This is a genomic window from Lacrimispora sp. (assembly GCF_047605665.1).
Classification (GTDB): domain Bacteria; phylum Bacillota; class Clostridia; order Lachnospirales; family Lachnospiraceae; genus Lacrimispora.
Window position 1 is genome coordinate 17,899 of sequence record NZ_JASGFH010000019.1, and the last position, 19,107, is coordinate 37,005.

Annotated in this window: 15 protein-coding genes and 1 tRNA gene; 8 read left to right on the top strand and 8 right to left on the bottom strand. The window is 44.9% G+C overall.

The genetic code is table 11. The annotated features are described in order from the left end of the window. Nucleotides 1-183: 183 nt before the first annotated feature. The 4 genes from QM657_RS15100 (at nt 184) to QM657_RS15115 (ending at nt 5,209) form a co-directional block, all read left to right on the top strand. Nucleotides 184-1,065: an Rpn family recombination-promoting nuclease/putative transposase gene (locus QM657_RS15100; RefSeq protein ID WP_415067530.1), complete on the top strand. Its 882-nt coding sequence runs from the start codon at nt 184-186 to the stop codon at nt 1,063-1,065. A gap of 178 nt (nt 1,066-1,243) precedes the next feature. Next, on the top strand, nt 1,244-4,003 hold the full coding sequence (locus QM657_RS15105) for an N-acetylmuramoyl-L-alanine amidase family protein (protein ID WP_415067531.1): 2,760 nt from the start codon (nt 1,244-1,246) through the stop codon (nt 4,001-4,003). A 373-nt stretch (nt 4,004-4,376) separates the two neighbouring features. Next, nucleotides 4,377-4,748, top strand: coding sequence for a hypothetical protein (locus tag QM657_RS15110; protein ID WP_415067532.1), 372 nt, complete (start codon nt 4,377-4,379; stop codon nt 4,746-4,748). A gap of 110 nt (nt 4,749-4,858) precedes the next feature. Then, entirely contained in the window at nt 4,859-5,209 is a 351-nt protein-coding gene (locus QM657_RS15115) for a hypothetical protein (protein WP_415067533.1), read from the top strand. A 71-nt stretch (nt 5,210-5,280) separates the two neighbouring features. Here the strand turns inward: QM657_RS15115 and QM657_RS15120 are convergent, their stop codons facing one another. The 8 genes from QM657_RS15120 to QM657_RS15155 form a co-directional block, all read right to left on the bottom strand. After that, nucleotides 5,281-6,084: a M28 family peptidase gene (locus tag QM657_RS15120; protein ID WP_415067534.1), complete on the bottom strand. Its 804-nt coding sequence runs from the start codon at nt 6,082-6,084 to the stop codon at nt 5,281-5,283. Further along, on the bottom strand, nt 6,084-6,611 hold the full coding sequence (locus QM657_RS15125; RefSeq protein ID WP_415067535.1) for a YhcH/YjgK/YiaL family protein: 528 nt from the start codon (nt 6,609-6,611) through the stop codon (nt 6,084-6,086). Before QM657_RS15125 ends, QM657_RS15120 begins: the two co-directional genes overlap by 1 nt. A 39-nt stretch (nt 6,612-6,650) precedes the next feature. Further along, nucleotides 6,651-7,433, bottom strand: a complete 783-nt coding sequence (locus QM657_RS15130; RefSeq protein ID WP_415067536.1) for an SDR family NAD(P)-dependent oxidoreductase — start codon at nt 7,431-7,433, stop codon at nt 6,651-6,653. After that, entirely contained in the window at nt 7,426-8,166 is a 741-nt protein-coding gene (locus QM657_RS15135) for a GntR family transcriptional regulator (protein WP_415067602.1), read from the bottom strand. The genes QM657_RS15130 and QM657_RS15135 overlap by 8 nt, the downstream gene beginning before the upstream one ends. A gap of 157 nt (nt 8,167-8,323) precedes the next feature. Further along, nucleotides 8,324-9,391 carry a BMP family protein gene (locus QM657_RS15140; protein ID WP_415067537.1) on the bottom strand — a complete coding sequence of 356 codons (1,068 nt, stop codon included), beginning with the start codon at nt 9,389-9,391 and terminating at the stop codon, nt 8,324-8,326. A gap of 65 nt (nt 9,392-9,456) precedes the next feature. Further along, nucleotides 9,457-10,398, bottom strand: coding sequence for an ABC transporter permease (locus tag QM657_RS15145; protein ID WP_415067538.1), 942 nt, complete (start codon nt 10,396-10,398; stop codon nt 9,457-9,459). Between the two features lie 4 nt (nt 10,399-10,402). Continuing rightward, the gene (locus tag QM657_RS15150; protein WP_415067539.1) at nt 10,403-11,458 is read right to left on the bottom strand and encodes an ABC transporter permease; all 1,056 of its coding nucleotides are present in this window, start codon (nt 11,456-11,458) and stop codon (nt 10,403-10,405) included. Between the two features lie 3 nt (nt 11,459-11,461). Beyond that, on the bottom strand, nt 11,462-12,976 hold the full coding sequence (locus tag QM657_RS15155; protein WP_415067540.1) for an ABC transporter ATP-binding protein: 1,515 nt from the start codon (nt 12,974-12,976) through the stop codon (nt 11,462-11,464). A 357-nt stretch (nt 12,977-13,333) separates the two neighbouring features. Between QM657_RS15155 and QM657_RS15160 the strand changes: the two genes are divergently transcribed. The 4 genes from QM657_RS15160 (at nt 13,334) to QM657_RS15175 (ending at nt 19,106) form a co-directional block, all read left to right on the top strand. Beyond that, nucleotides 13,334-13,406: transfer RNA gene (locus tag QM657_RS15160), tRNA-Gly, on the top strand. A gap of 779 nt (nt 13,407-14,185) precedes the next feature. Next, on the top strand, nt 14,186-14,848 hold the full coding sequence (locus QM657_RS15165) for a hypothetical protein (RefSeq protein ID WP_415067541.1): 663 nt from the start codon (nt 14,186-14,188) through the stop codon (nt 14,846-14,848). Nucleotides 14,849-15,923: 1,075 nt separating this feature from the next. Further along, nucleotides 15,924-17,867: a methyl-accepting chemotaxis protein gene (locus QM657_RS15170; RefSeq protein ID WP_415067542.1), complete on the top strand. Its 1,944-nt coding sequence runs from the start codon at nt 15,924-15,926 to the stop codon at nt 17,865-17,867. 321 nt (nt 17,868-18,188) lie between these two features. Next, nucleotides 18,189-19,106 carry a dihydrodipicolinate synthase family protein gene (locus tag QM657_RS15175; protein WP_415067543.1) on the top strand — a complete coding sequence of 306 codons (918 nt, stop codon included), beginning with the start codon at nt 18,189-18,191 and terminating at the stop codon, nt 19,104-19,106. Nucleotide 19,107 lies beyond the last annotated feature (1 nt).

Here is a 19,107-nt window from a genome sequence, read left to right on the forward strand (position 1 = left end):
CATAGATTGCATTATGTTATACTATTTACAAGCAACGATTTCTAAATCAATACGTCTAATATCCTCACTTATGCTGGTCTTCAGCAGTCTGTAACATTCAGAAACTCCTTGCTTATACACCAAAAAGACAGCAGGGAGAGTGAATAGTTCTTCCTGGATAAAAAAACGAAAGGAAGAACAAATTTGGAATACGAAAAAGAGAGCCGCAGTGATATTTTGCCGGAAAATGATGACTTAAACTTAAGTGATTTTGCCCTGTTTCTGTCAGTGATGAAAAACAGAGAGGCATATGAATGTACCTTAAGTATTATTATGAATGAGCCTGATTTAAAACTGACAGAGGTAAAAGTAGAACAGGTAGTTTTAAACCGGTTAGGAAAGCGGGCCATACGGATGGATGCCTGGGCAGTTGCAGCGGATGACCGTCAGTTCGTGACAGAAATGCAGAACGACACCAGTTCCGATGATGTAAGAAAACGTGCCAGGTTTTATCAGGGCCTTTTGGATTCTCCTGTATTAAAATCAGGAAAAAGAACGAGGTATAAATACCTGCCATCATCTGTCATTATATTCATAACCCAGGAAGATATTTTTGGAAATGACCTGGCAAAATATACATTTACAGAACGATGCAAAGAAATACAGGACCTGGAATTAGAAGATGGAACGAAAAAGATATTTCTCAATATGAAAAGCAAGAATGGTGAGCCGGAATTAATCAGTCTGCTCCAATATATGAAACAATCAAATTTAAATAACCCGGATATTATGGTACAGGATGAGCGAATCGTAAAGCTGGATACAATTGTCAATGAGGTAAAGCAATCAGAGGAATGGGAGGTTGTGAATATGAGTATTTACGGGAAAGGAATAGAGCGAGGCAGGGAAGAGGGCCTGCAACAGGGCGTACAACAAGGCATACAACAAGGACAGAAACAGAGTTTCCAACTCATAGCTTTGGAAATGCTGCGTGACGGTGAGCCGCTTGAAAAGATTATGAAGTATACAAAACTGACAGAGGAAGAAATACAGGAACTATACAACAATACAGAAATAAAAAAATAAATGTACACTGTCCAATATAAAATATTTATTCTGCACCCTATAATAAAAATATAGGGTGCATTTTTGCGCCTGCCACCATTCACGATGGCTCGCTTGGTGCTGATGGAGCATGGATGCAGCGATGATATAAGGATAACCATGAGTAAAGAGTTTAGATTGACAGGAGGGATTTATTAAGATGAAACGAATGTGGAAAAGAGTAAGCAGTGCGATTTTGGCGGCATGCATGGTAATAACCATGGTGCCAATGGCTGCTATTGCCGAAACAGATGCAGGAAGTTCTAATGATTCTTTGAATTCAAAGGGAATCATCACCGCTTTTGCGGACCTGGATACTGATGTATCAGAACAGACCGTTGAGGCAGGCACACCGGAGGATGAGTTGGATCTTCCGGATACTCTGGTGGTTATAGTCAGTGAAGACCGTGATACGGTGGCTTCGGGCAGCGATGCAGAGAAAATGGGAATCGAAACTACGGTAGAGGTGTCAGGCTGGACTGCCGATCCGGTCTATGATGGGGATGAGGCAGGAGATTATGTCTTTACACCGGTGCTGGATTTGGCGGATGATCTGGATATGGCGGAGGGGGTAACTGCGCCGCAAATTACAGTGACAGTGACTGCCAGACTTTTGATGCGGGGGGCATTTAGTGAAAAAAGAGAAGTAAATGTTTTTAACGCTGCTGATCTGGTAAACGCGCTGAAGTCAACTGACCCTGCTATCATCAGTGTGAAAGCAGACCTCATATTATACGACAATATTGACATTAATGCAGACCACAATCTGAAAATTGAGGAGGGTAAGCATGTTTATACCAGCAATAATACCGATGTAGTTACAATTCTCTCCGGTAAAACTCTGACCCTCGAAGGGGATGGTACCTTCGTGGTTAGAAATGTAGGCTATATAACCAAACTTTCTGTTTTAGGAACACTGTTTCTGGAGGGGGACAGCAAGCTTCTGGTTGAGAGCAATGGTTCCGCCGCCGCCATCACCCTTGGTAACGCTGATGGTCCAGGTAAGCTGGAAAGTGAGGGCGGAAACATAACCCTGAAAAACGGAGGGGTTAACAGTACAGGCATAAGTGGCCTAGGTACGGCTGTCAGCGATGTGATCTTAAACGGTGGAACCTTGACAGTCTCCAATGCTGGAGATTCCAGCACAGGTATTTCCGATATCAATTTGACAGCTGCCTTTGGCTGTGAAATTACTGTAAATAACAGTGGGGAGGATAGCTTTGGAATTGACGGAACTGCTTTTATTGAAAGCGGAAGCATTTTAAACATTGAAAATACTAAAAATAAGGGTTTTTCCGGTTCCCTCTTAGTGAATGACGCCGATGTTATTGTGAAAAGCTCAGGCGCGAGCGGAATCCATATCAGTGGGAAGAAATTTCTGTATCTGGATGAACAAAGTGAGCTGAAGCTGGAAAATATCCGGGGCGAAGGGTTGAGTCTCTATGGCGATATGATAGTGGATGATACATCAATTGTTACTGTAGGCAACACCGGCGGTACAGGGGTTTATTTCGGTGAGGATAGTACTGCCTATGGACAATCCGGCGGAAAATTTATATTGACCGAAGGTGCTGCCTTGCAGGGGGCAGGCAACCGGTTCAGCAATAAGGGCGTTAAGTGTACAGCCAATGATCTCCTCACAGTGAGTGCGGAGGATACACCGCCCTCCCCGGACGGTATTGCGGCAGGCCACTATATCTGGAACGAGAATCTCGGTCTGTTCAGCCGCGCAAGAAGCATGGAGGGAGTTTTGCTTTATGTGCTTAATATTCCCGTTACTGATGCCAATAAAGGCAGCATTACCGGACCGGGCATCAGCGGCCAGGTGAGTTACGACCCGGCCACCAAGACATTGACCTTGAATAATGCGGTTATCACTTCCGATATCCAGGCTGATTATGGCATATATACAGAGGATGACTTAACGATTAAGCTTGTAGGACAGAATCGGATAGGTAAGGCACCAATAAAACAGGATGTTCGGGAGCATTATACTGTGAACGAGGGCGTTAAGAGCGAAAAATCCCTTTCTCTTACAGGCGAAGGCAGCCTGACCGTATATGACGCTGTCACAGGCATTTGGGGAGTTGAAAGCCTCACCGTGGATATTGGGGGCAGCCTGATTGTAGTAGAAGTCGGCGAGCAGGGAAAAGCCTGTTGTTTAAAAACGGAAGGTGTACTCACGATAAAAAGGGGAACCTTGAACTTGAGTTCTATCATATCTAATGGTTTGAGGGGCAGCAGTATCGTAATTAACGGCGGATCTGTCACGGCTCGGACTGATACAGACAGCACTCTATTTGCATTTAGTACAGCGCCCTCCTTTGGCAGCTCCTATGCACACCGGGTATTTGCCGGAGAAAATGCAAACCTGGCTAAAGAAGTAAGAAATCCTGTCGCAGAAACATTTACAGAGAGCAAATATGTGCGGATACAGCCAACCCGAAACAGCGATGGTGGCGGAAGCAGCAGCGGTGGAAGCGGAGGGGGAGGCGGTGGTTTCCGTTCTTCCAAAGCTACCGAAGGAACACGTTCTACAACCCCGGAGACTCCCGGAACCTGGAATCAGGATCAAAAGGGCTGGAAATTCGCAAAATCAAATGGAACTGATTATGTGAATGAATGGGCTTATGTAAAGAACAACTGGTACAGAATGGGCGGCGACGGTTATATGCTGCAAGGCTGGAATACCATTGACGGCAAAACGTATTATTTAAATCCGGTATCAGGTGAAATGAAGACCGGCTGGCTTTTCGATAACAACAACTGGTACTATCTGGAGCAATCAGGTGCCATGAACACCGGTTGGGCATTAGTAAACGGAAAGTGGTATTATCTGAATGCGGATGGAAAGATGGCTGCAAATACAGTAACACCTGACGGATACAAGGTGGGGGATGACGGTGCATGGATTCAGTAAATTGCATGAGTAATTATAAATAAAATGTTTCGTTAGGTATTGGAATCATGTGAATGTTTCAGGAAATATTACAACAGAATAAATAACGCAACCGCTCCCCAGGCACTTGACTGTCTGGGGAGTTTTTGCGCGATAAATCTGTCTCATACGCATTCCGGAATATTGCTGGATTAGGCCATAAGCCCGTTGTATCACGATCTGCATTATGCTATACTATTTACAAGCAATGATTTCTAAATCAATACATCTAATATTCTCATTTATGCTGGTCTTCAGCAGTCTGTAACATTCAGAAACTCCTTGCTTATACCCTTAAAAACAGCAGGGAGAGCGGAAGGTTCTTCCTGGATAAAAAACGAAAGGAAGAACGAATATGGAATACGAAAACGAGAACCGCAGTGATGTTCTGCCGGAAAATGATGACTTAAACTTAAGTGATTTTGCCCTGTTTCTGTCGGTCATGAAAAACAGAGAGGCATATGAATGCACCTTGAGTATTATTATGAATGAGCCGGATTTAAAACTGACAGAGGTAAAAGTGGAACAGGTGGTTCTGAACCGGTTAGGAAAGAGGGCAATACGAATGGATGCCTGGGCGGTCGCAACAGATGACCGTCAGTTCGTGACAGAGATGCAGAATGACACCAGTTCTGATGATGTGAGAAAACGTGCCAGATTTTATCAGGGCCTTTTGGATTCTCCTGTATTTATAAATACCTGCCATCATCTGTCATCATATTCATAACCCAGGAAGACATTTTCGGAAAGGACCTGGCAAAATATACATTTACAGAACGGTGCAAAGAAATACAGGACCTGGAATTAGAGGATGGAACGAAAAAGATATTTCTCAATATGAAAAGCAAGAATGGTGAGCCGGAATTAATCAGTCTGCTCCAATATATGAAACAATCAAATTTAAATAACCCGGATATTATGGTACAGGATGAGCGAATCGTAAAGCTGGATACAATTGTCAATGAGGTAAAGCAATCAGAGGAATGGGAGGTTGTGAATATGAGTATTTACGGGAAAGGAATAGAGCGAGGCAGGGAAGAGGGCGTACAACAAGGATGGCAACAGAGTTTCCAACTTATAGCTTTGGAAATGCTGCGTGACGGTGAGCCGCTTGAAAAGATTATGAAATATACAAAGCTTACAGAGGAAGAAATAAAGACTTTGGAAGAAACGTGTAAAAGATCTTAGGCTGCATTTCAGAGTAAAAAAGGAGCGTTACTCCACAGATGATTTTTCATCTGTTTTGTAACGCCCCCTACTCATGATTTATATATTTCAAGTGCATCCACCAGATAATCATAAATACGTTCCATGGCCTCCGGTTCCACCCATTCAGGAGTATCCCGATAGCCACCATGCATGGTGCTGGTGATTTCCATTTGTTCCAGAATCATGTCAAATTCCGGAGGACGTCCAAGGAGTCCGGCGCCCATGCCGGAAAGCACCTTCAAATACTGGATATCCCAGCGCGGAAGGGAAGCGATGCTGATAGCGGGGATTGCAGTCCCTGAAAAAGAAGCCTCGTCACTTTTTGGCAGATATTTCACCAAAAGCCCATTGTGGGCCTCTAAAACCTTTCGCTTGCAGAAATTGGCCACGGAAGGTTTTCTTTTATACCCTCTGTCATATACAGCCACCGTGTCTCCGTAGCCGCAGACATCTAAATTCACCACGCCTGTAATCGACTTACGGTCCATCTGGGATACATAAAAGCGGCTTCCTGCATTCCCTGACTCTTCTCCGTCAAAAAAGGCAAAATGGGCGGGAAAATTCTCCGAGGAAAGTTTTTTTGCCAGATCAATCAGGATGCAAAGGGCGGCGGCATTGTCGTTGGCCCCAAAGCTTCCGGGAACGGAATCGTAGTGGGCACAGAACAAGAGGCCGGCCTTTTCGTTCCAGGGGTTCAGCAGATAGTTGAGGATGCCTCCGGGAGCCTTGACAGAAGGCTCCTGCTCCTGCCTTATAAAGGATAAACCTTCCTCCTTTAAGACCTCTTCCAGGGCCTGACGGCGCTGGAGGGGGTCTTTTTGGGAAAGTCTGGTTAAGTGACGGCTTATGTTCATTACGCTTCTCCCTTTGTGCTCTCTTTTGGAAGACAGCTCTCCAGAGGAACCTTAATAACGATTTTACGGATAGGAGCAGAGCTTTCCCCTATTTGAATAGCAGGAATATGAATATCCCAGGGGAAATACATGGCATAAGTGCCCGGAACCATGTGAATACGGCCTTCGGGAGCTGCCGGATCATTGAAGAAAAATCCGATATCCCTTGGAGTGGAAAAAAGGTCTTCCTGGATTTCTCCCGTTCCGTCGTTATTGTAAAATCCGGCCCCTTCCGGTCCGCCGGAAGCCAGGAACTGCACGTCAATGATCTTTTTGTGAATTTCCGGTCTTAAGCTTTCCCGGTCAGAGGTATTTAAATCGAGAACCTGCAAAATGACAGGCACACCGCCCAGTTCTATATTGAATACGCCCGGCTCATGGGCTGCCATATCGTGATTTTTTAGAAAGCGGAGCGCCCGGCCAAGAGGCTCCGGCAATATGGCGATCTGCTGCTCCAGCATGGGATTGTGAATATTTCCGTAAATCATAGTAAGTCCTCCTGATTGATTAATTTGATATCAATACGATTACTGCATGGCTGTCAGACCGCCGTCCACGCCAAGAATCTGCCCGCTGACAAAAGACGCTCCATCGCTGGATAAGTACAGTGCCGCAGCAGCGATATCCTCTTCCTTGCCGATACGTCCTAGTGGGATACGGTCTGTCAGGGTTTTAAAGAACACCGGATCATCAAGCTGAAAGGAGTTGATGGGGGTTCTGACAAAGGTAGGGGCAATGGCATTGCAGGTGATTCCGTATTTTCCCCATTCACAGGCAAGCTGTTTCGTATACATATTGACCGCCCCTTTGCTGGCGCAGTAGGCGATGTAGTCCTGCTTGGTTCCAATGAAGCCCTTTACAGAAGAAAGATTGACGATGCGGCCATACTGTCTGGGAATCATAAACCGCTTTCCTACGGCCCTGGTCACGGTATGGACCCCTTTTACATTTAAATCCATCACAAGGTCAAAGGTGTCCTCGTCGTAATCTTCTGCAGGAAGAAGGCGGTTCATTCCGGCGCTGTTTACCAGGATATCCACGGTACCAAAAGCCTTGTCCACTTCATCCAGCATCCTGCTCACCTCTTTGGGGTTTCTGATGTCACAGCTTAAAGCCAGAAAGCTGCGTCCGGCCTCTTTCGCTTCTTCTGCCAGGGCTGCCGCCTTTTCCGGATGTCCGCCGCATACGGTCACATCGGCTCCATTTTGTAAAAATGCTCTGGCAATGGCGCTTCCCAGGCCCCCGGTTCCTCCGGAAATCAGGGCTTTTTTCCCTGTCAGCGCAAATGGGTTCTTCTGAAATTCATTCATCGTTAAGAAATCCTTTCTGTTCAGTATTGCCGTCAATAAAGTAGCTGGGATAGCTGTCCCTTAAAGGCTGTACCAGCAGCAGTATCCGGGACAAATGATGGTGGTAAATGGTGCATGCCCGGTCCGTATCCCTTTTTACAAGGGCATCGGTCAGGGCAGTTAAATCCCTTAAAAAATCCCTCGTCACAGAGGGGTCCATGGTGGACAAAAATAAAAGACGCTGTAAATCCATGCCTACCTTCTGGATGGGCTCCCAGACGTGTTCCATCTTGCCTGCCAGTTCATAGAGAAGGCGGTAGTAATCGTTAATTAAAAGAGCAGGCTGGGTGAAATCCTCCTGAGCCAGATAATCTTCAAGCTGGTGCAGAGTGTGGTAGAGGATGTCGAACTGAGTCTGCTTTACGTTTCGGATAAAAATATTCTGAAGCATTGCCGTTCCAAGATGTTTGTGAAGCCAAAGGGTCTGCTCAATTCGATGGACGGAGATTCCGGATACAAAGGCCCCCTTCTGAGGAACGATATCCACCAGATTCTTTCGGGAAAGCTTATAGAGAGTATCGTGAACCGGAGTCCGGCTGATATTAAGCGCCTCGGCAAGTTCCACCTCGTTCATCTTCCTGCCTGGAGGCAATTGGAGATTTAAAATAAAATGACGTATGATCCGGTATGCATATTGACGCGCATCCTCCGTACGTCTTCGGGGCGGCAATTTCTGAAACGGTATGAGTGACATGTAAAGCTCCGTTCTGCCGTTTTGGGCGGCATAGCTGTTTTTACTTATTTTATCATTTTTCAGCAAAAAAATCTACCGGATTTGAAAAAGCAGAACAAAGGCCCGCAAATCACCCCGGACCAGTGTTTTGCGAGCCTTTGCCATCATTTTACCGCGGTTACTGAATAAAGATTCCTGCTTCAATTTCCTCTACAATTTTCAAATATTCATCCTGAATGTCCTTTGGAACCTGACTGGAAAATGTTCCCACACTGAGACAGCCGTTGCTCAAATCCCCGAAAATGGTACGGCCTCCAAAGGTGCCCTTTTCCATGTCTTCCATGCAGGCTTTCACCAAAGCTGCATTGTCAGTCACAACGGAGCAGATGATGACCTTGTTATCGGCTGATCCGAGATCACCTGGCTGACCGATGTCATACCGGCCCTCCTGGCCTGCCAGGGCTTCCCTTGCGCCCGTATCCACGGCAGAGGCATCGCCGAACATAATGTCCACGTCATAGGTGGAGATCATGGAGGAAGCGATTTCCTTGCCCTTTGCCGTATCGCTGAAGGAGCCGGCGTAGGCGGAGGATACCTTGATGTCAGGGTTTATCTTCTGGGCTGCCTTTTCATAGCACTCCAGCTTGGCTTTTGTGGTGTCTAACTCCATGCCTCCGATAAAGCCGATATTTCCAGTTTTACTCATAAGGCCTGCCAGAGCGCCGGCCATGTAGCCGATCTGTTTGGCATCGGGAAGAACGGAGGTGATGTTTTCTGTTTCTACTGTTCCGTTTAAGAGAATAAATTTGATCTCAGGGTATTCCCCTGCTACCTGTTTTACTGCGTCGGTATACTGGTTTCCGGGGGCAAAGATCAGGTCGTAGCCCAATTCCGCGTAGTCGGTCATAACGGTGGCATAGTCTGCGGTTGCCACATTATCGGTGTAAACGGTTTCCCAGCCGGATTCAGAGGCGGCATTCACCATAGCCTGATAACAGCTTGCGCCCCAGCCTCCGTCTGAGATGGAAGAGTCTAACACCATGGCAATCTTATAGGACTTGTCTGCGGCGGTTTCAGCGGCAGAAGTGCCGGGAGCCGTGGTTCCTGGGGCAGAGGAACCGGCATCGGAAGAGGCAGCCGTGGTTGGGGCAGATGGGGATGAAGATGGCCCAGAGCAGGCTGATAAGCTCGCGGCAGCCAGAAGGGCAGCCATCAAGAGGGCAGCGGGGGTTCGTAGTTTTTTCATAATTAAATCCTCCTTGTCTGTGTTGAAAATCATTTATAATCTCAGGATATATCCTGGAATTACCGTTAACGCTCTTCCCGGTAGTAAGGCTGGCCGTTTGCTTTTGGGCCGCTTTTTTTGATTCCAAAGAAAGCCAGGACCAGCAGAGTGAAAATGTAAGGCATCATCTGAAGAATCTGGTAGGGAGTGGAAGGGCTTAAAAGCTGGAAACGGATCTGCAGGGCGTCGCAAAAGCCAAAGAGCAGGCAGGCAAACAGGACTCCGGTTGGCATCCAGCGCCCGAAGATGACGGCTGACAAAGCGATAAAGCCCCGCCCGGAAACGATTCCCTCGGAATAGGTGCTGGTGTAGCAAATGGTCAGATAAGCGCCTCCCGTGCCTGCCAGGGCCCCGCAGATGATGCAGGCAATGTACTTTTGAAGGGTCACATTGATTCCCAGGGTTTCCGCTGCCTTGGGAAACTCTCCCACAGCCTTGAAGTTAAGCCCAGCCTTTGTCTTATTTAAGAAGATGGCAGTGATGGGAACCAGAAGATAGGAAACATATACCAATGGAAGGTGGTTGAAAAGAACAGGGCCGAGAATTGGAATCTGGCTGAGGACCGGAATGGGCATGGTCTTCATGGACACTCCCTGAATCAGGGTGGAGGTGTCGGAAAAGGACAGCCGGTAAATAAAAGAGGCCAGGGCTGGTGCAAAAATGTTGATTGCCATACCGTATACGATCTGGGGTGCACACAGCCTGATGGTGCAGAAGGCGTAAATCATATTGATCATCACTCCGGACAATGCCCCAAAGGCGATACCTGCTATGGGACTTCCCGTTTTAAAACCTATGAGAAAGCCTGCCAATGCCCCAAAGGACATGATTCCATCCAGGCCGATATTGACCAGTCCGGCCCGTTCTGAATAGGTTTCTGCCAGAGCGGCCAATAACAGGGGCGTTGCCATGCGCACGGTTGACAGCAAAAGTTCCACGAAAAAATTCAAGTTAAAAAATGCGTCCATTGGTTCACTCCTTCTTTTTTCCGGATATCCGGTTTAAATACTGTCTGATTTCCGGCAGCCTTAACAGTGCGGTGCCTGCAACGGCAAATATGATGACCAGGGCCTGAATGATATCCACCACTGAAGTGGGAATCTGCATTCCCGTCTGCAGGGTGCTGGCACCTTTTCTCAAGACGGCAAAGATAAATGCCACGATTGCAGTTCCTATGGGATTTAGCTGGGCAATGAGGGCGATAGCTACGCCGTCAAATCCAAAGCCCTGCCCAAAGCCGCTCATAAGCCGGAGCTGCTTTCCGTGAAGCTCCACGCTCCCTCCAAGGCCTGCCACGGCTCCGGAAGCGATAAAGGAAAACAGCACATACCGGTTGACGGGAAAACCGTTAAAAAATGCGGCGGTGGCATTTAACCCTACGGCTCTTAACTTAAAGCCTTTGGAGGTCCAAAAGAGGAAGTAATATCCTGCAAAAGCCAGAAAAACTGCGGCTGCGATTCCCCAATGAACGGGAAAGCCCTTGGATATGACCGGGATTTTCGTGGTATCGGGAATGGCAAAGGTCTGAGGAACGCTTCCATCCCGCAAAAGGGTGGTGTAGACGTAGCCCATAAACAGGGTGGCTATGTAGTTGAGCATGATGCTGACAATCATTTCATTTAATCCCCGAACGATTTTTAAAATTCCGGGAATAGCTCCCCAAAGTGCGCCGCAGATCATACCCATACCAAGGCTTAACAGGATTCCCGGCACACCCTGGACTCCTGTTTTGGTGACAAAAAAGATGCTGGCGACAGCTCCCATAATGAACTGCCCTTCTCCTCCCAGGTTAAAAACTCCGCATTTATAAGAAAAGGAGGCGTTCAAGCCGGTGAAAATCAGAGGGCAGGCAATGACCAGAGTCTGGGCCAGCTTTCTGCTGCTTCCAAATGCCCCGGAAAATAAGAATCCGTAAGCCTGAAAGGGATTTTTCCCCAGGCAGATGATGATGATGCCTCCCATGATAAATGCCACCAGAATGGAAATGACAGGCACGATGATTTTAGTCAGGTTTTCTTTTTGCTTCATATGTTAATTCCCCTTTCCGGCCATTGCCAGGGAGATCTGCCCGATGGGCGGATTTTCTCCGGGATAAATTCCCATGATCTTCCCTTCAAACATCACGATGATCCGGTCAGAAAGCTTGAGGATTTCGTCAAAGTCTGCGCTGATTAAGAGAATGCCGCAGCCTCCGTCCCTGGCCTTTATCATGGTGTCGTGAATGTACCGGGCGGCGCCCATGTCCAGCCCTCTGGTGGGATGGACCGCTATCAAAAGATCCGGCTTACTTTCCATTTCCCTTGCAAGGATGATTTTCTGCTGGTTTCCTCCTGACAAGTTGCGGACTTCCTGATCAATGGAAGAACAGCGGATATCATTTTTCTCCTGCATGTCCAGGGCAAAGGCGGTGATGGCCTTTCTCTTTAAGAGAGCGCCCCTGCCGTAAGAAAATCTCTTTTCTTCCGTGGATTTTAAGACCAGATTTTCCCGGACAGTCATATTTCCGATGAGACCCATCTTGTTCCGGTCCTCCGGCACATGGGAAACGTGGGAAAGGATGAAGCCGTTGGGGGCGAAACGGGATATGCGGCTGGTTTTTAATGCCAGGGTTCCGCTGTCTGGGGAAATGACTCCGGAGGCAAGCTGTGCAAGCTGGGACTGGCCGTTTCCATCCACTCCGGCGATTCCCAGGATTTCTCTCTTTCCAACCGTAAGGCTTATGTCATTTAAGCCGCTGTGTCTGTGTTCTTTTTGATAGTCAACATGTTCCAAACGGAGCACTTCTTCTCCGGGGGAGGTGACCTTTTTGTATTGGCTGGGAGCCATTTCTCTGCCGATCATCAGGCTGGCAAGCTCTGAGCCGTCTGTTTTGTCCTTATCCAAGGTGGCAACGGTTTCCCCTGCCCGCAAAATGGTGATGCGGTCACTGATGGCAAGGACTTCCCGCATTTTGTGGGAAATGAAGATAACGGATTTATTTTCCCCTGTCAGTTTGCGGATGATAGCAAACAGTCCTTCTGTCTCCTGGTCGGTCAGGGCTGCGGTGGGCTCGTCTAATATGAGAAGCTCGGCCCCGCGGTACAGGGCCTTTAAGATTTCAACCCTTTGCTGGGCCCCTACGGAAATGTCTGTAATCAGCCTGTCCAGTTCCACATTCAGGCCGTATTTCTCGGAAAGGTCCAGGATTTCTTTCTTAAGCTGTTCCTTTTTTATGAAAACAGAAGAATCCTTTTTAAGGCCCAGGATGATGTTTTCAAAGACGGTCATGGCCTCTACCAGCATGAAATGCTGATGGACCATGCCGATTCCCAGGCGGACGGCATTTTTAGGGGATTCAATTTTGACATTTTCTCCCCGAAGAAAGATCTGTCCGCTTGTAGGCTGGTATAAACCGATGAGAATGTTCATCAGGGTGCTTTTTCCGGCTCCATTTTCCCCTAAAAGGGTATGTACCTCTCCTTCCAGTAAGGAAAGATTGATATTCCGGTTGGCATACATATCGCCGAAGCACTTGGTAATGTGTTCCATTTTGAGCAGTTCTTTCATAAATTTCTCCCATCTTTTCAAATGCCTTGCTGAAATTTCTTTGTATTATACGGAAGGGGGGAGGGGGTGTCAAACCATAAACCGAAAGAATTGAGAATGTTAGGTGAGGGCCTTGTATTGGAGGGGAAATACATTTTAAATGTAGGAAAAAAGGAAAAATAATAAAGATTGAGGGGGAGGGATGGGGGAATAAGAGGGTGGATGCTGCTGTGGTGAGGGATTGAAATAGAGAACGAATTTGGGAAATACGGGTGGAGGAAATAGGTGAGAATTTTTTAAAACCTCTTGCATTTTTTTTAAACGTGTGCTATAATTTTCGTGTTCTCAGAAATGGGAAAACAACACAATATTGATTATGCGCGAGTGGCTCAGTTGGTGGAGTACGACCTTGCCAAGGTCGGGGTCGCGGGTTCGAGTCCCGTCTCGCGCTCTTTTTATTTACAGCGGAAACCTGGTATTTATCAGGGGTTTGGCTGTTTTTTTGTTTTTCATGCTGTAGACAGCTAAGGTACATTATCAGTGTTTTGACTGCTAGAAAAGTTTTTTTCTTACCATGTATGTTAACTTCTTGGAGTATCTCTAACGTTCTGCATACTTTTCAAAAACATAGACAATTTGCCCTGATGTAATCCGGTTACTATTTCTCATAAAAATAAAATCTCTTTGGCAGTCAATCTTTTTTCAGAATATCAGTTGTCTTTCGTACTAGGGCAACGAACCCATTTCGGTTTGCTTTAGTATACTCCACGACCTTATAGAAATTGTAAAGAGTTATCTTTTTTACAGTTTGTTTTCTTATACAAGTTATTAATAGATTCATATAACAGTATGGATATTCAAATATTAGTATGATAAAATAATTTTATTATTCGATTTGAAATCTAATTATAACAATAATAGGAAACTGAGTGATCCAAACGATATTCTAGTATGGTGTTTTTGCTACGACCTTTAATTGTTACGAGATACGCTAAAGACTGTTCAACTAATTTACATGATTTGTCTGATTGCATGTAATCAATTCCTTTTTTCAGGAGTATTGCCCAATTCACATTGTATAACATAATCATGTAAGCGGAATAATGAGAAGTTACATAGATTACAGTTATGAAGGAATAGAAATGAATAATAGAAATAATAGTGAAATCAAAAGGTTAATATTTTTTGAAATATTATTGCAATATTATAATGTTTAGAGAGGTGAATTTTATGGAAATAGATCATATTTATATATGTACAGAAAAGAATGCCCCTGCAGGAGATTTATTAGTAGAATTCGGATTATTGGAAGGTTCATCAAATACACATCCAGGGCAAGGAACAGCTAATAGAAGATTTTATTTTCATAATTTAATGTTAGAACTTCTATGGGTAGAGGATAGTGAAGAAGTGCAAAATGAACGCACCAAACCAATGAGGCTATTTGAACGTTGTGAGTTAGAAGAAAATGCAAATTCACCATTTGGCATGGCATTTCGACCTACTGCTGATAAAAATGAAATATTACCATTTCAAGTATGGAATTACCAGCCAATATATCTGCCAGATTTTCTAAAAATCCAGGTAGCTGATAACACACCATTGAGTGAACCAATGTATTTTTATCTTTCTTTTGCTAAGAGGCAGGATAGTGTTTCTGATGAAAATAAAGAACCGATGGAACATAAAGTACCTTTAAGAGAAATAACATCAATAAAAATATATGTAAATCAAGATATTGCATTATCCAGTGCAGCTGTTGTTCTTAATAAGATTCAGAACATTGCAGTTATTAAGAGTCAGGAACATCTCCTTGAGCTAGAGTTTGATAATGGCCAGTCAAATCAATTAAGAGATTTTAGACCTGGTTTGCCATTGATTTTTAGGTGGTAATAAACTTCTCATTATGTTTATTTAATGATAAATATTTTGTTTTAGTATTTCTGTTTGGGATAAAATAAGTTTTTGATGAATAGGTCAAGAGCAACCTCTTTTTGCATAGCCCTTGACCTATCCTAATATAAAACCTGGAAAGAAAATAATGTTGTGGACACCTGATAGACAGTGTGCGTTTCTCCTTATTTTATGCGGACTTGCGGACGGCGATAATGTTCCAGTCCCGTCTCTCGCTCTTTTTATTTACAGCGGAAACCTGGTATTTATCAGGGGTTTGGCTGTTTTTTTGTGCTGCAAAATACTTTTTTGAGGGTAGAAAGAGTTAGACAAGATTTCGTTAAGAATTTTATTTTTCAATTATCAAATGTGGAAATATAAAGATAATTCTTTGGAAGTCAACATCATATCAAGTAAAGTTTTTGAATAGACTTATTTCCATCTTTCATTGAGTATGGTGTGTTTTATAGAAATGCATAATACGAAAAACAGATTGTTTGCCAGATAAGGATATGGTATAATTATAGGCAGGAAATAACCGTGTCACTGCAAGGAAGTTGGCCTCCGTACATAGAGATGGAGGGCATCGCCTTCCGTCTAAGATGGGAGGTGAGCAGATGAATTTAGACTTTAAAGACCTTATGGCCTTTGGCATGTTCATACTCGCACTGCTTACTTTTATGTTTGATAATCGTAAGTAATTAGGTTTTTCAATACCCTCAAAGGGTATAAAGTCCCGTAAATGGGAAAAAGAAAAACCATCCTTGTAAACTTTGGACAGTTGAAGGATGGAATTTCTATTCTTTAATAGGCCAACCCCTTGTAGAGGGGCGGTTATTTCTTTATGGTTATAATATAACATAATCGGATAAGAAATGCAATAATCTAAAAGTCTACCTTAAGCAGGACACTGGACACATCCCCAGTGTCCTGTTCCTATTTGTAAAATATTAAACAAGTTATTGTAAAACATTGGTAAAATGGATATAGTTATCTAAAAACTAACCGATATACACATTGAACTGCTGTAAATTCAACAGCATGAGTACAAACAGGATATCGGAGGATAACGAAAATGAAAAGGAAACGCAAGGGCATAAGAAAAGAACTGGTGACATTTACGATGGCGTGTATCATTTCTATTGTATTCGTGCTGTCCGCAGGTTCCATTTACCTGACTTATGAAACCACAAGAAAGTCTCTGGAAAAGAGTTTAAAAGAAACTTCGGAGCTGGTATCCGAAAAGATAACCCAGCAGCTAAAGGAGTATTCCATCATATCTGAGTCCATTGCCCTTTACATGAAGGGAAATGTGCAAAAAGAAGGCAACATCAACATATTCTTAAGAATCTTATGTTCTCAATATGGCCTTAAAAATATTGATATCATTTCCTCCGATGGCCTGTCCATTGTAAACGGAAAATCTTATAAAGAGAACAGCCCATACCTTCAGGCAAAAAGCAAAGCCCCTTCTTTATCAGAGCCTTTGATTCAAAAAGATTCCGTAACCTTTGAATACGCATACCCCTATGACGACCTGGTCATTATGCTGGAATTTCCTTACTCTGTTTTTGAAACCATGATTGCGGATACAAAGATCGGAGATACGGGAAGCACCTACATCCTGAACCGTGAAGGCACAAAAGTGGCTCATGAAGATTTTTCCTTAGTCCTATCGCAGCAAAATAATATAGAAGCTGCAAAGACCGATCAGGCAGCATATGGGGAAATTGCAAAGCTGGAAACCGCAATGACCAGCGGTGAAACAGGCTTTGAATTTTATCAATGGAAGGGAGAAAAGAAGTTCGGCTCCTATGCCCCAGTGAAAGACACCAACGGCTGGTCAGTAAATGTGACAGCTTCTCAATCAGAATTTATGTCCGGTGTCAACCGCTCCATATTAAATGCCGTCATTTTAGGATTCGTTTCCATGACCCTTGCAGTTTTAGCCATGCTCCGAATCACCAGCCATATCACAAAGCCCATCGACCAGGTGGTTGATGCTATTGACAAGCTGTCTGCCGGTAATCTGGATATTGAGCTTCAAATAAAACGCCGGGATGAAATAGGGGGAATCGGAGAAAAAGTCAATGAAATGGCGAGAAAATACAGGGATATCATTTATGACATTTCCTCTTTTTTACAGGAGATATCCAGCGGAAATCTCACAGCTCAAAGTGATTGTGAATACCCCGGTGAGTTTAACGGCATACGCACTTCTATGGAAATGATCGCTTCCCGCTTAAATGATACCATCTTAAATATTCATTCCTCCGCCCAGGAAGTCAGCTACGGTGCAGGCCAGGTTTCCGGTGTTGCCCAGACCCTTGCCACCGGTTCGGCCACACAGGCAGAAACCGTAGACCGGTTAAATGGCTCCATTGAACACGTTTCTGAAAAGGCCGCGAAAAATACAGAATACGTAAAGACAGCCTCTGATTATGTAAATCAATCCAATGAAAAAGTCAGTGACGGCAACAAGCACATGGAAAGCCTGAATGCAGCCATGAAGGAAGTGAGCCGGTTTTCTGAAAAAATATCGGGAATCACAAAAATCATTGAGGATATTGCATTTCAGACCAATATTCTGGCTTTAAATGCAGCGGTTGAGGCTGCCCGTGCCGGTGACGCAGGCCAGGGCTTTGCTGTGGTGGCCGGAGAGGTACGCAGTCTATCCGCAAAATCCGCCGAGGCGGCAAAAGAGACTGCCCTGCTTATCGGGCATACAGTAGAGTCAGTTTCAGAGGGAAGGAAGCAGACGGAGGAGACAGCAGAAATCTTAAAGGAGATAGCTGAAAAGTCCAGTCTTTTGGAGCAGGTGATTGGAAAAATTCAAGCCGCTTCCCTGGAACAGGCGCAGGCAATGGAGCAGATCCGGGAAGGAGTGTCCCAGGTATCAGCCGTGGTTCAATCCAATGCAGCAACAGCCCAGGAAAGCTCCTCCTCCAGCGAGGAACTGTCCGCTCAGGCTCAGATATTAAATCAGGAAGTTTTAAAGTTTAAACTGTTGGAAAATTAATCCCATCAGCTTTCTCCATGGCTGCATTTCTCGACACGCCTTATGATACGATCAGACGAAAAGACAATCATTAACAGTTAAAACAACAGCACTGAAAATAGTGATTCTGGATAGAATTTACAGATTATTAAAATAGAAAAAAGACCACCATATCAATAAGGCGCCAACGGAAGAAAGTCACTTTCCGCTGGTGCCTTTTCTATCTCTGGCTATAAGCTGACTTTATGACCAGTTGTATTTTTTACCTATTATACAGAAACATACAGGAATGGTATGCTAATATACAACAAAACGTTTTTACACAGGCAGGAGGAATAAAACATGATAAATTTAACAGGCTCATGGGTTGCTATGCCAACGCCATTTACAGAAGATAATAAAATTGATTACAAAGCATTTGAAACATTAATCGAACGCCAGATTAAATACGGAACCTCCCAGCTCTTCGTCCTCGGCTCCGCCGGTGAGGTAACTCTTTTATCACTGGAAGAGAAAAAAGAAATCGTACATGAGGTCATAAAAATGACAAAGGGCAGGATTCCGGTATTCTTCTCCGCTTCCGCCTTAACAACCGAGGCCAGCGTGGACTTTGCAAAATACTGTCAGGCAGAAGGAGCAGACGGCGTCATTTTCACCGTACCGCCCTATGTACTGGTTCCCCAGTCAGCCGCCCTTGCCCACTTAGATGAATGTATGAGCGCTGTTGACATTCCCTGCGGAATCTATAACAACCCCTCAAGGCTTGGAGTTTTAGTAACTCCTGAAACCGTAAAGACCTTATCCGATAAACACCCCCATTTCGTAGTGGATAAAGAGGCCACCTCCAGCGTGGAACAACTGGTTCAGGTTCAGAGGCTTTGTGAAGGAAAAATTAAAATCATGTGCTGCGATTTCCCCAAGTACTCCATTGTCATTCCTACCCTTGGCGTAGGAGGAACAGGAACCGCCAACATCGGAGGCAACATCATACCGGAGGAAGCCGCACTTTATTCCAGACCATGGACTTCCATGGATATAGTAGAAGAGGGCAGAGCGGAATATTTTAAATGGTTCCCCCTTCTTCAGGCTCTCTACACATTTTCCAACCCCATTGTCATTAAGGCCGCTTTAAACATCCTGGGCCTTCCGGGCGGCCATCTGCGCAAGCCCTACCAGGACTTTGAAGGGAGCAAGCTGCTGGAGCTGGAAAAGCTCATGGGAGAGATGGGAGTTATTGACAAATACGGCGTAAAACGCTGAA